This is a genomic window from Paenibacillus sp. AR247, from assembly GCF_002968895.1.
Lineage (GTDB): Bacteria > Bacillota > Bacilli > Paenibacillales > Paenibacillaceae > Paenibacillus_AQ > Paenibacillus_AQ favisporus.
In genome coordinates, this window is record NZ_PCZT01000020.1 from 9,362 (window position 1) to 23,232 (window position 13,871).

Here is a 13,871-nt window from a genome sequence, read left to right on the forward strand (position 1 = left end):
GTGCGGTCGACATCGACAGCATCGCCGGGCCGAGCGAAATCGTCGTGCTGGCCGACGAGCAGGCCGACCCCGAATTCGTGGCGGCCGACCTGTTGTCCCAGGCCGAGCATGACGAGATGGCGTCCGCGATTCTGGTGACGCCTTCGCGGCAGCTGGCGGACGCGGTCGCCGCCGAGGTAAAGCGGCAGCTGGAGAGCCTGCCCCGCCGGGATATCGCGGCGGCTTCGGTGGAGGGCTACGGAGCCATCATCGTAGTGGAGTCGCTGAAGGAAGGCATATCGGTCGTCAACCGGCTGGCGCCGGAGCACCTGGAGCTGATGGTCCAGGATCCGATGGCGATTGTCGGGCTGATCGAGAATGCCGGGGCGATTTTCCTCGGAGCATACAGCTCGGAGCCGGTAGGGGACTATTTTGCCGGACCCAACCACATCATTCCGACGAACGGCACGGCCCGGTTTTCTTCGCCGGTCGATGTCGATGATTTTATTAAAAAGTCCAGCATGATCTACTACAGCAAGGAAGCGCTCCTGAAAAACGGCGAAGCGATTATGGAGCTGGCGCGCGGCGAGGGGCTGGAAGCGCATGCCCGGGCCATTGAGGTCCGGCTGAAACGCGAAATCGAAGGGAGAGACTAGAACATGACTAATCAAAGCAGCGAACGCCGTGCAAGCATCAGCCGCAAAACGAACGAGACCGACATTCAGCTGACGTTTGGCGTAGATGGCACCGGGGTATCCGAACTGGAAACGGATGTGCCGTTTCTGAACCATATGCTGGACCTGTTTACGAAGCACGGCCAGTTTGATTTGAAAGTGAAGGCCAAAGGCGACATCGAGATTGACGACCACCATACGGTGGAGGACATCGGCATCTGCCTCGGCCAGACATTAAGGGAAGCCCTCGGCGATAAAAATTCCAATGGATGAGGCGCTCGCTCAGGTCGTGATCGACGTGAGCAATCGTCCCCATTTTGAATACCGGGCGGAGTATCCTTCCAGCCAAGTCGGAAGCTTCTCCACCGAAATGGTGCATGAGTTTCTGTGGAAGCTGGCGCTGGAGGCACGCATCACGCTGCATGTCATCGTTCATTACGGCCAGAACACGCACCACATGATCGAAGCGGTGTTCAAGGCGCTGGGGCGCGCGCTGGATGAGGCGACCAGCATCGATCCACGGGTTACGGGGGTTCCATCAACGAAGGGAGTGCTGTAACCGTGACGATCGCCATTGTGGATTACGGCATGGGCAACCTGCACAGCGTCAGCAAGGCCGTCGAACGTCTCGGCACCGAGGCGCTTGTGACGGGCGACCGCGAAGCCATTCTTGGGGCTGACGGCGTCATCCTGCCCGGCGTTGGCGCGTTTGGCGACGCGATGGAGCACTTGCGGGAGACCGGGCTTGACCGGGTAGTTCGGGAGGCCGCTGAGGGCGGGAAGCCGCTGCTCGGCATCTGCCTCGGCATGCAGCTGCTGTTTGGCAGCAGCGAGGAGCATGGCCATCATGAAGGGCTCAACATATTGCCGGGCAGGGTGGTCCGCTTCCCGGACGGGGAGCTGAAGGTGCCGCACATGGGCTGGAACCGGCTGCAGTTTGTGCAAAAGGACAGTCCGCTCTTCAGCGGCCTTACGGAGGGCCATGTGTACTTTGTCCACTCCTATCATGTGCTGCGGGACGAACCCGCCGATTTGCTGGCGGTAACGGATTACGGCCGTCCGGTGACCGCGATCGTGGGCCGGGGATCGGTATATGGCATGCAGTTTCATCCGGAGAAGAGCGGCGAGCTGGGCGTGCAGCTGCTGAGCAGCTTTTTGCGGCTGACGGGAGCGAAGGTCTAACGCCTTCTTGACCGGCGTGGAATAACAGGAAAGCGGGGAGAACGATGTCTTCATTTATCATTTATCCGGCCATCGATATTCGCGGAGGCAAGTGCGTACGGCTGGTTCAAGGGGATTACAATCAGGAAACGGTATATAACGACAGCCCGCTCGAGGCCGCCAAGGCTTGGGAAGCACAGGGCGGTGCCTATATTCATTTGGTGGATCTGGACGGCGCCAAGGCAGGACGCCCGGTGAACGACGAGGTCATCGGAGCCATTGCCAAAGGCGTTCAGGTCCCCGTTCAAGTCGGGGGCGGACTGCGCACCCTGGATGACGTGAAGCGCCTGCTGGGCCTCGGCGTGAGCCGGGTCATTATCGGCACAGCGGCGATCGAGGACCGTGCATTCACGGAGGCGGTGCTTGGCACTTATGGAGACCGCGTGGCGATCGGAATCGATGCGCGGAACGGTTATGTGGCTACCCGCGGCTGGCTGGAGACGTCGGAGGTTAAGGCAGAGGAGCTGGCTAAAGAGCTGGCGGCCAAAGGAGCGGAAACGTTCATCTTCACCGATATCTCCCGCGACGGCATGATGCAGGGGCCGAACATCGAGGCTATCGTGTCACTGGCCAAAGCCAGCGGACGCACTGTGATCGCTTCGGGCGGCGTGACGGTCACCGAGGACCTGCTGAACCTCAGCGGACACCGCGGCGACGGCGTGGGCGGAGCTATCGTCGGAAAGGCGTTGTATACGGGCAGGATTCAGCTTGCGGATGCGCTGCGGCGAATCGCTGAACAAGCATAAGCGTGAGGATAGAGGGAGCGGAAGCTCTCTTTTGCAGATATAAAGGGATAAACGGTAGTCAGACTACCATGTGAGCACGAAAAGAGAGGGAGCGAGGCCCATGCTGGCAAAACGAATCATTCCCTGCCTGGACGTTAAGGACGGCCGTGTGGTGAAGGGTGTTAATTTTGAAAATTTGCGGGACGCGGGCGATCCGGTGGAACTCGCGGCGCTGTACGACAAGGAAGGCGCGGATGAGCTGGTATTCCTGGACATTTCGGCGTCGGTGGAAGGACGCGCCACCATGGTGGAGGTCGTGCGGCAAACCGCAGGGGAAATCGCGATTCCGTTCACGGTAGGCGGCGGCATTTCCCATGTCGATGACATGAAGCGGATTCTGCGCGCAGGCGCGGACAAAATCGGCATCAACACGGCGGCCGTCCTGAATCCCCAGCTCGTATCGGAAGGCGCGCGCCGGTTCGGCTCACAGTGCATCGTCGTGGCTGTAGACGCCAAGTATAACGAGGCTTGGGGCGAGTGGGAGGTCTACACGCACGGCGGACGCAAAGCGACAGGCATCCGGGCGCTGAACTGGGTGAAGGAAGCGGAAGCCCTCGGAGCGGGAGAGATTTTGCTGACGAGCATGGACGCTGACGGCACGAAAGACGGCTTTGACCTTCCTCTCACCGCAGCGGTCGCGGACGCTGTCCGGATTCCGGTGATCGCTTCAGGCGGAGCGGGGACGAAGGAGCATTTTGCCGAAGTCTTCACGCAGGGGAAGGCGGATGCGGGCTTGGCAGCTACCATTTTTTCACTACAAGGAAATATCGATACCGGAATTAAAGCAGGACTTAAAGCAAAAAGGGGTTGAAATCCGATGAGCAGCAACACACAGCAATTCTCCCTGGAGCAGGTGCAGGGGCAAATCCGTTATGACGAGGCCGGCCTCGTACCCGCCTGGTCCATCCGAAGGGTCCGGCATGCCATACTGGCGAGGAAACGTGCTTTTACCGCGGCATTGCCGTTCCGGGACAGGAGCAATCGGCCGAAGGGGGCGGTGCGGCGGGCGAAGGAAGACACCGCTTTGCGGTGCTGGAGGAGCTCGAGCAGGTGATCGCGGAACGCGAGAAGGAGCGTCCGGAAGGCGCGTATACGACCTATCTTTTTGACAAAGGCGTCGATAAAAATTCTGAAAAAAGGTCGGCGAGGAAACCGCAGAGACGATCATCGCAGCCAAAAACAAGGACAACGACGAGCTGCGCCTTGAGGTCAGCGACCTGATCTATCACCTTCTGGTGCTGCTTCAGGAACGCAAGCTGCCCCTGGATGATATCATGGCCGAGCTGGACCGCCGCCACGAGCGTCCCCGCCGGGATTAGGGGGAAACCGCTGTGTACATCGATTACCATACCCACCATGTCCGGTGCGGCCACGCCGTAGGCGAGCTCGAGGAATATGTGCGCCGCGCGGTTGACATCGGGCTGGGACAGATCGGTTTGTCCGACCATATGCCGCTGCTTCATGTGGACCCGGCTTCGTATTACCCGGAGATGGCGATGCCGATGGAGGAGCTTCCGCGATATGTGGAGGAGTGCCTGTCTTTGAAGGAGCGCTACCGCGACCACATCGACATTCGGGTCGGCCTGGAGGGCGACTATATCGAGGGCTATGAGGCGGAAATTGAGAAGATCGTGAACGCATACCCTTGGGATTACATTATTGGCTCGGTGCACTTTTTGGGCGAATGGGACATTACGGATCACCGTCAGGTGCAAGGCTGGGAAGGCAAGGATGTCCTGAAGGTATACGAAACGTATTATGATGCGGTGAAAAAGGCGGCTGCCACCGGCTTTTACGACATTATGGGCCATCTGGACGTGATCAAGCGGTTCGGGTACCATCCAGGCCCCGAGGCGACTAGGGAAGTAGAAGCGCTGGAAAACGCAGCCCTTGCCGCTGTCGCGGCCAGCGGGGTAGCAATGGAACTGAATGCGTCGGGATTGTCCAAGCCCTGCGTGGAAATGTTCCCGTCCCGGCGCATGTTGGAGGAGGCATACCGGTTGGGCATTCCGCTCACGGTGGGCTCAGACGCTCATGATCCGCTCAAGCTGGGCGAGAATCTGGAAGCCGCCCGGAACATGCTCTGGGAGGTTGGCTTCCGCGAACTCGTTGTTTTCGAAGGGCGGAAGCGCAGCCGGATTCCGTTGGAGGTATAAGCAGGCTTGTAAGTGTACGGTCTGCTGCGGGCATAGGGCCGTTTGAAGTGGCGCCGATGACAGGGAAGGAAACATTTTTTCCGCCGGACTCATCGGCGCGATTTCATTCCGGGAGCGAACCGATGTATAATCTAAGTATAGAAGACGGGTTATCAGGAGGGTCGTATGCAACATAAGCTGCGTATTTTTTCCGGATCATCGAATCCTGTTCTAACTGAAAAAATTTGCGATATGCTGGGTGCGGAGCTGGGCAGCGTTAAGCTTTCCCGTTTCAAAAGCGGGGAAATCTATGTGAACTATGAGGAAAGCATCCGCAATTGCGACGTCTTCCTCGTGCAGTCCCTGTCTCACCCCATTAATGAACTGTTCGTCGAGCTGCTGGTCATGATTGACGCGGCCAAGCGGGCTTCGGCCCGTACGGTGAACATTATCGTTCCTTACTACGGGTATGCCCGCCAGGAACGCAAGTCTGCACCGCGTGAACCGATTACGGCCAAAATGGTGGCGGACGTGCTGACGACGGCCGGGGCGAACCGGGTCATTACTGTTGATTTGCATGCACCTGCTATTCAGGGCTTTTTTAATATTCCCGTCGACCATCTCACGGCGCTGGACCTCATCAGCGGTCATTTGAAATCGCTTCAAATCGACCGGCCGGTCATCGTGTCGCCGGACGCCGGAAGGGCGTCCACCGCGGAGAAGCTGGCGAATCACCTTGATTCTCCGTTTGCGATCATGATCAAGAAGAGACCTGCGCATAACGAGTCCGTCATTACGCATGTTATTGGCGATGTGAAGGGACGGACGCCGATCATCATCGAGGACCTGATTGATACGGGATCGACGATCGTCAATGTGGTCGAAGGCTTGAAGGAGCGCGGGGCGTCCGAGGCGATTGTATGCGCCACGCACGGCCTGTTCTCGGGCGACGCGCTGCAGCGGCTCGATCATCCCCATATCCGGGAGATCGTGGTGACGGATTCGATCGCCATTCCGGAAGCGCGGCCGGAGAAGCTGCATATCTTGACGATTGCGCCAATGCTGGCGCGGGCCACACGGATTATTATCGAGGGCGGGTCGATCGCCACTTTATTCAAGGACGCCGGGGTATAGCTGCCCCGGGGTCTTTTTGCGCTTACGCGGGAAATGAACGCGGTCTACCTTCAATGAATATACGTCGATGTACATTTTTTATATAGTAGATTATGCCTTAGATGCCTCTTGCATCTTATGGTATACTGTTCTGGATAGATTGAACTTAAAGTTCGGCGTATGTACTCTCTGATTCCAGAGGGGCGAAGCGGTGGCTTCGGTTCGTTCTATCCAGCAATCAAGGAGGTGCCTTGCTTAGGAATGAACGATTATCATCTGCGGGCGGAGGACCTACACCAAAAAGTAATACCCATTCAAATGGATGCCAATTTCTTTTTTGAACGAGCGGTTCGGTCTCTGGACCGGCACCGATACGATAAGGCATTAAAATATTTTCGCAAAGCTGTTGAATATGAGCCGGAAAATCCGGTGAATCATTGCAATATGGCGGGTATATTATCAGAGATGGGCGATTATGAAGGATCAAACGCCGTTCTTGCGCACATTTTGGAGCATGTGGATGCGACCATGACAGAGTGTTACTTCTATATGGCCAATAATTACGCCAACATGGAGAACTTTGAGGAAGCGGAACGCGCACTGGTCACGTATTTGGAGGAGGACCCGGCCGGGCAATTTTTGGACGAAGCGGAAGAAATGATGGAGCTGCTTCAGTATGAGCTGAAGCGGCCGACCAAGCTGAGCCGGATCAAGAGCCGCGGGGGCATCGTGGAGCACGAGCGCGCGCGGTCCCTGATGGAAGAAGGGAAGTTTGCCCAGGCGGCCGAACTGCTCGAAGGCATCGTGAAGGAAGACCCTGACTTTCTTGCGGCGCGCAACAATTTGTCCCTTGCTTATTATTACATGGGCTTGTTCCGCAAAGCCAAGGAGACCATCGGCGAAGTACTGTCCCTGGAGCCGGGAAATTTGCACGGACTGTGCAACCTGGCGGTTTTTTACCAGCATGAAGGGGATACTGAAGCTTTAGATGGCCTGATGAAGATGCTGGAGGTTACGGTTCCTTTTCATCAGGAACATGTATTCAAGCTTGCGACGACGATGGGGATTCTGGGCCGGCATGAAGCGGCCTACGGTCATTTCCGCCGCCTGCTGAAGGATGACGAGCTCAACGATGATCCGAGCCTCTACCATTACACAGCTGTCGCCGCTTATAATAGCGGCAGAAGCAAGGAGGCGGCCCGTTACTGGAGCACGGCCATGAAGCTGGATCCGGAATCGGGAATTCCCCGGTTTTATTTGGACCAGCTGAAGGAAGGCTTCGGCGGAAGCGTCAAGCTCAGCTATCAATATCATCTGCCCTTTGAAGAGCAGCTGAAGCGGTGGGAGAAGGACGGGGAAGGCATGTCCGAGGAAATCAAGAACAACCCGCTGATTCGGTCTTCCTTCTCCTGGGCGCTCCGGTACGGAGATTCCGGTACCAAGCTGCAGGTCATCCGGGCCTTGGCCTGGATTGCCGATGACGAAGTCAAGGAGACACTGATGACCTTCCTCGAAGACCCGGACGTGCTGAGCGAGCTCAAAGCTGAAGCGCGTCGGGTGCTTCGGGACCTTGGGGTTGAGAGCTCCGAGCTTCCTGGCGCGGCCGTCGGAGCAGCGGCATACCGTGAAGTGGCTGCGGGTCTGCCCAAGTGGGACGGGACGCTGCAGTCCGTCGTCGACAAGGCCCTGAAAAGCATGGAGACGGTGGCCGACCGCGCACAGAAAAACCATGTGCAGCAATTATGGCACCAGTTTATCAATAAGCTGTATCCCGAGACACTTCTCATCAGGCAGGCGGAGGGCTGGTCGGCGGCTCTGGAATACTTGACGGCCAAGAAGCACGGACGCGCCCTAACTTACCAGGAGGTGGCCCGGCGCTATGGCGTTTCGGTCTCCACGGTGAGCCGCAACGTCAAGCGGATCGACAGCGTATGTTCACTGGATGAAGAAAGCGATGATATTTTCCGGCCATTTACGGAGAATATCTAAATAGACCCATTCATTTCCGTTCGAAAAGGAGGCAATTCTCATGTACAAATCCATCGTTATCGGAACAGGACCTGCCGGCCTGACGGCCGCGATTTATCTGGCACGCGCCAACATGAAGCCGCTGGTTATCGAAGGCATGCAGCCCGGCGGACAGCTGACCACCACGACTGAGGTAGAGAACTTTCCGGGGTTCCCGGAGGGCATCATGGGCCCTGAGCTCATGGACAACATGCGCAAGCAGGCGGAACGCTTCGGCGCCGAGTTTAAGACCGGCTGGGTCAACAAAGTCGATTTCTCCAAACGCCCGTTCAAGCTATCCGTGGAAGGCATGGGAGAGATTGAGGCGGAATCCGTAATTATTTCCACAGGCGCCTCGGCCAAATACCTGGGCATTCCGGGAGAGCAGGAAAACGTCGGACGCGGAGTCAGCACATGTGCGACCTGCGACGGATTTTTCTTCCGCGGCAAAAAGATCGTCGTGATCGGCGGCGGGGACTCTGCCATGGAGGAAGCCAGCTTCCTGACCCGTTTCGGTTCCAGCGTTACGCTGGTTCACCGAAGAGAAGAGCTGAGAGCGTCCAAAATTATGCAGGACCGCGCCCGCGAGAACGAAAAGATCATCTGGTCGCTTAACCGTACGCCGCTTGAAATCGTGGCCGGTGAGCACGGCGTGAAGGGACTGAAGGTCCTCAACAATGAAACGAACAAAGAAGAGCTGATCGAAGCAGACGGCGTCTTCGTGGCGATCGGCCATACGCCGAACACCAAGTTCCTCGACGGCCAGATTACGACCGACGAAATCGGCTACATCCAGGTGAAGCCGGGAACGACCGAAACGAACATTCCAGGCGTATTCGCCTGCGGCGACGTGCAGGACGTACGCTATCGCCAAGCGATTTCTGCTGCCGGTACCGGATGCATGGCCGCCATGGACTGCGAGAAGTTCTTGGAAGGCAGCATGGTGCATGACTGGAGCGAAACGCTGTAAAGCGGATCAATACGAACATAGAAAAGGAGCCGGGGACGGCTCCTTTTTACATAAGAATGGGGGAACGGGCCGCTACCTCTGATCCTGCCGAGGAGAGGTTTTCTCCTGTATGTGTGCAAATTTCTGTGGATGATCTTCAGGCAGGCGCTGTGCCTAACTCCACATTTATTCGACCAGGATGGAAACTGCGCTGTATGCGAGAAGCAGGCCCATCGCGACGTTAAACGGGGTTTGGTACGCCGACAGCCATCGCTGAAATATGGAGCCGAACATGCTCCAACAGAAGGTGCTCATTACGCTCAAGAGTGCCAGAAACAAAGAGAAGCCGATCAAGGCCAGATGGGAAGAATCGTACGGGAGAATAAAGGTGGATACGGCCGTTATGGCGTACAAAATGCCTTTGGGATTGATAAACTGCAGCAGCACCGCCGTTAGAAAGCGGTTGTTTTTGTCCTCCCTGCTGCTCGCGGCCTTCTTGCGGTGGAACATGATTTTAACGGCGAGATACAGCATGTAGGCCGCTCCAAGAATCGTCATCCACCACCGAATGCCGGGAATGAGATTTTTGAGCAGCAGATTGCAGTAACTGCACAGCAGGGCAACGACAAAAAAGCCGGCGCCAACGCCCAGACAGAATCCGATCGTTCGTCGAAAACCGTACCGGTGAGCAAACAGCATCGCCATAAAGTTGTTGGGGCCTGGGGTAAAGGTGCTTACTACAATATAGACCAGAAACGAAAATAAAGGCATCTTGGGTATCCTCCGTTTGTATGTTATAATGTCCGAAAATTACGCTATAACGCATTTATACTTCATATTGTACATTGTGATCGTTATATTGTACATAATCGATTGGAAGAGGTGTGCTCATGGAAGAAATCAATCTGATCATCGCGCGAAATTTGAAGAGCATCCGTGACAATAAAAAGCTCAGTCTGGAAAAAGTAGCCGAGCTCACCGGGGTCAGCAAGACGATGATCGGCCAAATCGAGAGGGGCGAATCGAGCCCGACAATCACAACCATTTGGAAAATCGCCAACGGTCTCAAAATTTCGTTCACGTCGCTGATTAACCAGCCCCAGCCTGACACCAAAGTGATTCAGAAAAGCGAGGTCCAGCAGCTATCTGAAGACAACGGCAAATACCGGGTCTACCCTTATTTCCCGTTTGATGAAGAGCGGCGTTTCGAGATGTATGCGGTCGAGATCGATAAAGGGGGATTTCTTGCTTCGGAATCGCATGGTGAGGGAACGGAGGAGTACATTACGGTGTACGAGGGGGAACTGACCATCCGCGTGAACAACAGTGAGCATACCATCGGGAGCGGTGACTCGATCCGGTTCAAGGCCGACCGGCCGCATACGTACCATAATTCCGGCGGCTCGCTGACGAGATTAAGCATGGTCATCTATTATCCGGCTTGAGTCTGGAAGAAGGTAACGCGGACGCAAATCATGCTGATCCGAAAAGAGGAGAACCCAAGCCTACACCGACGGCAAAAAGACCGGCTGCATGAGCCGGTCCCCGTTCGTCTTTTTTCAAATCATGAGGCCTTTCGGTCCTTCTTAGAGCCAACCCTTCTGTTCGGCGATACCGATCGCTTCGATCCGGTTCTTGGCCGACAATTTGTTCAGCGTTTCGGAAATGTAGTTCCGAACGGTGCCGTGCGACAGGTGTAGGGTTGCCGCAATTTCGTTCGCTGTCTTGCCTTCCGCAATCAGCCGTAAAATGTCGCGCTCCCGCGCGGTGAGCGGGTTTTCCTGGCGGAACGAGCCGAAGACGAGTTCTGGTGAGACCTCGCGGTGGCCGGCCATGACCCGCCGGATGGCTTCGGCCAGCTTCTCGCTCGGCTCATCCTTCAGCAAATATCCGCAGGCGCCTGCTTTCACGGCCCGTTCAAAATATCCCGGCCGGGCAAACGTCGTTAATATGATGATTTTACAAGCCGCCATCTGCGCCTTGAGCCTCTCGGCGACCTCAAGCCCGGTAATAACGGGCATTTCAATGTCCAATAGGCAGACATCTGGCTGTAATGACAGGATCTGGTCCATGGCTTCCTGGCCGTCGCCGGCTTGGCCCACCACTTCCATATCCTCCTCCATATCGAGCAGCGAAGCGAGAGCGCCTCGCAGCAGACGCTGGTCTTCAGCGATCAGAATACGGATCATGCTGTTGCACTCTCCTTCCCTTTAATAATAATCGGCACGGTAATGATGAGCTCGGTCCCACCGGAAGAGGACAGCTCCAGCGTTCCGTCGATCAGCGCCAGCCGCTCGGACATGCCTTTCAGCCCATTGCCCTGGCTTGTAGACAGCCCGCTGTCCTCCAAACCGACGCCGTTGTCCCGAATGACCATCCGGACGTGGGAAGTTCCCTTCCGAATGGTAATAGTGCATGCCGTGGCCCGGCTGTGCTTGATGATATTGGTCGCTGCTTCCTTCAGGCACATGCTGAGGATGTTTTGCGTCAGATCGGGTATTCCGGTCAGTCGCGTATCCCCCTCGGATTCCAAAGTGATGTCAGCGCTGTGCAAAATCGAGCGCACTTCTTCGATCTCTTCCGCCACCGTCAAGGTCCTCATATCGGAAACCAGCTCACGTACCTGTCTTAAGGCCGCCCGGGAGGTCTCTTCCATTTCACGAGCTTCCAGCCGTGCCTTCTCCGGATCCTTGTCCGTGAGCCGCTGAACCAGCTGGCTTTTTAAGGTGAGAACGGACAGCGTATGTCCCAGCGTATCATGAAGGTCACGGGCAATACGCAGCCGCTCCTCCTTTTTGACCAAAATTTCGATCTGCTCCCTGGCTTCGTTCAGCTGCAGCTCCAGCTGCTTTCGCAGATTCATGGAACGCATGCCGAAGGGGGTCATCAACATAATCATAATAAAGGGAACGAGCGTTAAGTAGTCCGATACGGTCAGATGACGAATGTTCCCCAGGATCGGGAGCAGGATGGACGCCACGAAGGCAGCGAAGGCGATCCTGAATTTCCGGTCATCCTGATAATTGCCGATAAAGTTGGCGGTAAAAAAGCCCATAAACGAATAAAAAGGGAGGTAGAGCAAAGACAGCGTCACAATAATAATCATCTGAACGGCAAGCCAGAAGGCCGTTAACCTTTCGGAGAAAAAGAGCTGACGATACGACACGATAAAAACCGCGATCATGGCGTAGCCGAGCACCATTTTGATGCCGCTCTCATAGGCCATATTAAACAACGGAATGACCATATACACGAGCCATACATAAGGGGAAAACCCGAGCGCTCTTGGGAAAATCTCTGTTTTTCGACGTGCCAATGGCATTACACCGCTTCCTGTTTCTTTCGTACATAGGTGGATAATACCATAAACAAGATGAGATATCCCAGCAAAATCAATACCGGCTGCCAGCTGGGGGAATGACCCGCGGCAATATCCCAGGCTCCGCTTCCGAAGTTATAGGAAGGCAGCCACTTGCCGATGCTCTGCAGGATGGCCGGGAAGCTGTCGATCGGAAACCACATGCCGCCCACGATCGCCAAAATCATATACACCATGTTGCTGACACCGCTGGCGGTATCGACCCTTTTCATCGTCCCCACCAGGGTGCCCAGGGCCAGGAAGGGGATGGAGGCGAGCCATATCCACAATCCGCTGCCGACCCACTGGCCAGCTGACAAATGGACGCCATTCATAAGAAAGCCTGCAGCAAAAATAACAATGATGGAGAACATGTGCATGACCATCTGGCCAAACATTTTTCCAAAGAAATAAATGCTGGAGGGCAGCGGGGTAATCCGCATAAAGACCGACCACCCGTGCGTGCGCTCCTGGACCATGCGGATGCCCAGCGTCATGATCGCCGAACCCATCACGCTGAAGGAAGTCATCGACATCAGGTAACGTGCCTGCCATTCGGAGGCGCCTTCAATGCCGGTATTCACGAGACGGGTAAAAATGAAATAGAACACGATCGGCATCAGCAAGGACCAGAAGACATAGTACGGATTCCGGATAATCCGCAGCATTTCGGCCCGGCACTGCATGAATAACATGTGCATTAGGAAACAGCCCCCTGTGTGTCGTCATTATGAATCATGATTTCAAAAGCGTCGTCAAGCCGGCCCTGCTGGGTCCGGATATCGTGGACCGGAAGTTGGTATCGGAAAATCGCGGCCAGCACCGTATCGGTATTGTCCGCCGTGACGGTCCAGCGTCCTTCCTGGCAGGTGCAGTCGTGGACGCCGGGAACCGGGAGCAGGCGCTCGCGGATGTGCTGTTCGGTATCGGTACTCATCAGTGCCTGGCCTTCGAGCGACCTTGTATCGGTCGTAAAGGTCACGGAGCGGCTCGTCAGCTGGGCCGTGATCGCCTGCGGCGTGCCGTCGGCGGCAATTTTGCCGCGATTGAACAGGATCACGCGATCTGCGGCGTCCTCGGCCTCCTGCAGGTAGTGCGTGGAGAAGAGAATGGTCTTGCCCCGGTCCGAGAGCGCTCGGACCTGTTCCCAAAAGGAGCGGCGTGCCGGTGTATCCAGACCGACGGTCGGCTCGTCGAAGAACAGCAGATCGGGATTCCCCGCCAGCGCCAGCGCGAACCCGAGCCTCCGTTTCTGGCCGCCGGACAGCTTCTCCGCCCGTTTGCCCAGGTCCTCCTCGGTGAACCCGGCCAGGGCAGCCAGCTCCTCCAGCCTCATCGGCCGGGGGTAATAGCTGCGGATCAAAGCCAGCACCTCGCGCACCTTCAGGCCGTCGATCACGCTGACATCCTGAAGCATCGCCCCGATGCGCTGTTTGACCTGCGGCTGCTTCGGGGTTTGCCCGAACAGCCGGACAGAGCCGCTCGTCGGCTCGAGAAGCCCCAGCATCATCGAGATCGTCGTCGTTTTCCCGGCTCCGTTGGGCCCCAGGACGGCCACGATGGATCCTTTATCAATCGTGAATGAAACGTCATCGACCGCGGCTTTGCTTCCAAAACGTTTCGTGACATGCTGCAGTTCGGCAATATGTT

14 protein-coding genes and 3 pseudogenes are annotated in these 13,871 nt (G+C 56.4%); 12 read left to right on the forward strand and 5 right to left on the reverse strand.

All coding sequences use genetic code 11. From position 1 onward, the window contains the following. The 11 genes and pseudogenes from hisD to trxB all read left to right on the forward strand — a co-directional run. On the forward strand, window positions 1-635 hold a 635-nt coding region (gene hisD, locus CPT76_RS27145; RefSeq protein ID WP_105445116.1), incomplete at its 5' end, for a histidinol dehydrogenase. A gap of 3 nt (window positions 636-638) precedes the next feature. Further along, window positions 639-1,212 (forward strand): annotated as a pseudogene (gene hisB / locus CPT76_RS27150) (imidazoleglycerol-phosphate dehydratase HisB). A 2-nt stretch (window positions 1,213-1,214) separates the two neighbouring features. Next, the gene (hisH, locus tag CPT76_RS27155) at window positions 1,215-1,835 is read left to right on the forward strand and encodes an imidazole glycerol phosphate synthase subunit HisH (protein WP_105445117.1); all 621 of its coding nucleotides are present in this window, start codon (window positions 1,215-1,217) and stop codon (window positions 1,833-1,835) included. A 44-nt stretch (window positions 1,836-1,879) separates the two neighbouring features. After that, window positions 1,880-2,620 (forward strand): 1-(5-phosphoribosyl)-5-[(5-phosphoribosylamino)methylideneamino]imidazole-4-carboxamide isomerase, encoded by a 741-nt coding sequence (hisA, locus tag CPT76_RS27160; RefSeq protein WP_105445118.1) that lies wholly within the window; start codon window positions 1,880-1,882, stop codon window positions 2,618-2,620. A gap of 100 nt (window positions 2,621-2,720) precedes the next feature. Beyond that, a pseudogene (gene hisF / locus CPT76_RS27165) lies at window positions 2,721-3,480 on the forward strand (imidazole glycerol phosphate synthase subunit HisF). Continuing rightward, a complete protein-coding gene (locus CPT76_RS42325; protein ID WP_374954736.1) occupies window positions 3,477-3,713 on the forward strand; it encodes a hypothetical protein in 237 nt (78 codons plus the stop codon). The pseudogene hisF and the gene CPT76_RS42325 overlap by 4 nt, the downstream one beginning before the upstream one ends. Then, window positions 3,680-3,978, forward strand: a pseudogene (hisE, locus tag CPT76_RS27170) (phosphoribosyl-ATP diphosphatase); the annotation flags it as partial. The gene CPT76_RS42325 and the pseudogene hisE, both read left to right, overlap by 34 nt. Window positions 3,979-3,990: 12 nt before the next feature. Then, the gene (gene hisJ / locus CPT76_RS27175; RefSeq protein WP_105445119.1) at window positions 3,991-4,815 is read left to right on the forward strand and encodes a histidinol-phosphatase HisJ; all 825 of its coding nucleotides are present in this window, start codon (window positions 3,991-3,993) and stop codon (window positions 4,813-4,815) included. Between the two features lie 165 nt (window positions 4,816-4,980). After that, window positions 4,981-5,928 carry a ribose-phosphate diphosphokinase gene (locus tag CPT76_RS27180; RefSeq protein WP_105445120.1) on the forward strand — a complete coding sequence of 316 codons (948 nt, stop codon included), beginning with the start codon at window positions 4,981-4,983 and terminating at the stop codon, window positions 5,926-5,928. 240 nt (window positions 5,929-6,168) lie between these two features. After that, a complete protein-coding gene (locus CPT76_RS27185) occupies window positions 6,169-7,896 on the forward strand; it encodes a tetratricopeptide repeat protein (protein ID WP_105445121.1) in 1,728 nt (575 codons plus the stop codon). A 40-nt stretch (window positions 7,897-7,936) separates the two neighbouring features. After that, window positions 7,937-8,884, forward strand: a complete 948-nt coding sequence (gene trxB, locus CPT76_RS27190; RefSeq protein ID WP_105445122.1) for a thioredoxin-disulfide reductase — start codon at window positions 7,937-7,939, stop codon at window positions 8,882-8,884. 165 nt (window positions 8,885-9,049) lie between these two features. On the opposite strand, the gene CPT76_RS27195 is transcribed toward trxB, so the two are convergent. Beyond that, the gene (locus tag CPT76_RS27195) at window positions 9,050-9,634 is read right to left on the reverse strand and encodes a LysE family transporter (protein ID WP_105445123.1); all 585 of its coding nucleotides are present in this window, start codon (window positions 9,632-9,634) and stop codon (window positions 9,050-9,052) included. A gap of 119 nt (window positions 9,635-9,753) precedes the next feature. Here CPT76_RS27195 and CPT76_RS27200 point away from each other — a divergent pair, with 119 nt between their 5' ends. Next, window positions 9,754-10,308, forward strand: coding sequence for a helix-turn-helix domain-containing protein (locus CPT76_RS27200; protein ID WP_076173180.1), 555 nt, complete (start codon window positions 9,754-9,756; stop codon window positions 10,306-10,308). Window positions 10,309-10,449: 141 nt separating this feature from the next. Here CPT76_RS27200 and CPT76_RS27205 read toward each other — a convergent pair whose 3' ends face one another. Genes CPT76_RS27205 through CPT76_RS27220 form a run of 4 tightly spaced genes read right to left on the reverse strand, consistent with a single transcriptional unit; the run spans window position 10,450 to window position 13,866 of the window. Then, window positions 10,450-11,052, reverse strand: coding sequence for a response regulator transcription factor (locus tag CPT76_RS27205; protein WP_105445124.1), 603 nt, complete (start codon window positions 11,050-11,052; stop codon window positions 10,450-10,452). Next, window positions 11,049-12,185 (reverse strand): sensor histidine kinase, encoded by a 1,137-nt coding sequence (locus CPT76_RS27210; protein ID WP_181153070.1) that lies wholly within the window; start codon window positions 12,183-12,185, stop codon window positions 11,049-11,051. The genes CPT76_RS27205 and CPT76_RS27210 overlap by 4 nt, the downstream gene beginning before the upstream one ends. Then, on the reverse strand, window positions 12,185-12,922 hold the full coding sequence (locus CPT76_RS27215) for an ABC transporter permease (protein ID WP_105445125.1): 738 nt from the start codon (window positions 12,920-12,922) through the stop codon (window positions 12,185-12,187). Before CPT76_RS27215 ends, CPT76_RS27210 begins: the two co-directional genes overlap by 1 nt. After that, a complete protein-coding gene (locus CPT76_RS27220) occupies window positions 12,922-13,866 on the reverse strand; it encodes an ABC transporter ATP-binding protein (protein WP_105445247.1) in 945 nt (314 codons plus the stop codon). The genes CPT76_RS27215 and CPT76_RS27220 overlap by 1 nt, the downstream gene beginning before the upstream one ends. Window positions 13,867-13,871 lie beyond the last annotated feature (5 nt).

Coding starts and splice junctions, on each gene's coding strand:
- hisA (WP_105445118.1), top strand. CDS start 1,880: ATGTCTTCATTTATCATTTATCCGGCCATCGATATTCGCGGAGGCAAG.
- CPT76_RS42325 (WP_374954736.1), top strand. CDS start 3,477: ATGAGCAGCAACACACAGCAATTCTCCCTGGAGCAGGTGCAGGGGCAA.
- CPT76_RS27180 (WP_105445120.1), top strand. CDS start 4,981: ATGCAACATAAGCTGCGTATTTTTTCCGGATCATCGAATCCTGTTCTA.
- CPT76_RS27185 (WP_105445121.1), top strand. CDS start 6,169: ATGAACGATTATCATCTGCGGGCGGAGGACCTACACCAAAAAGTAATA.
- trxB (WP_105445122.1), top strand. CDS start 7,937: ATGTACAAATCCATCGTTATCGGAACAGGACCTGCCGGCCTGACGGCC.
- CPT76_RS27195 (WP_105445123.1), bottom strand. CDS start 9,634: ATGCCTTTATTTTCGTTTCTGGTCTATATTGTAGTAAGCACCTTTACC.
- CPT76_RS27200 (WP_076173180.1), top strand. CDS start 9,754: ATGGAAGAAATCAATCTGATCATCGCGCGAAATTTGAAGAGCATCCGT.
- CPT76_RS27205 (WP_105445124.1), bottom strand. CDS start 11,052: ATGATCCGTATTCTGATCGCTGAAGACCAGCGTCTGCTGCGAGGCGCT.
- CPT76_RS27210 (WP_181153070.1), bottom strand. CDS start 12,185: ATGCCATTGGCACGTCGAAAAACAGAGATTTTCCCAAGAGCGCTCGGG.
- CPT76_RS27215 (WP_105445125.1), bottom strand. CDS start 12,922: ATGCACATGTTATTCATGCAGTGCCGGGCCGAAATGCTGCGGATTATC.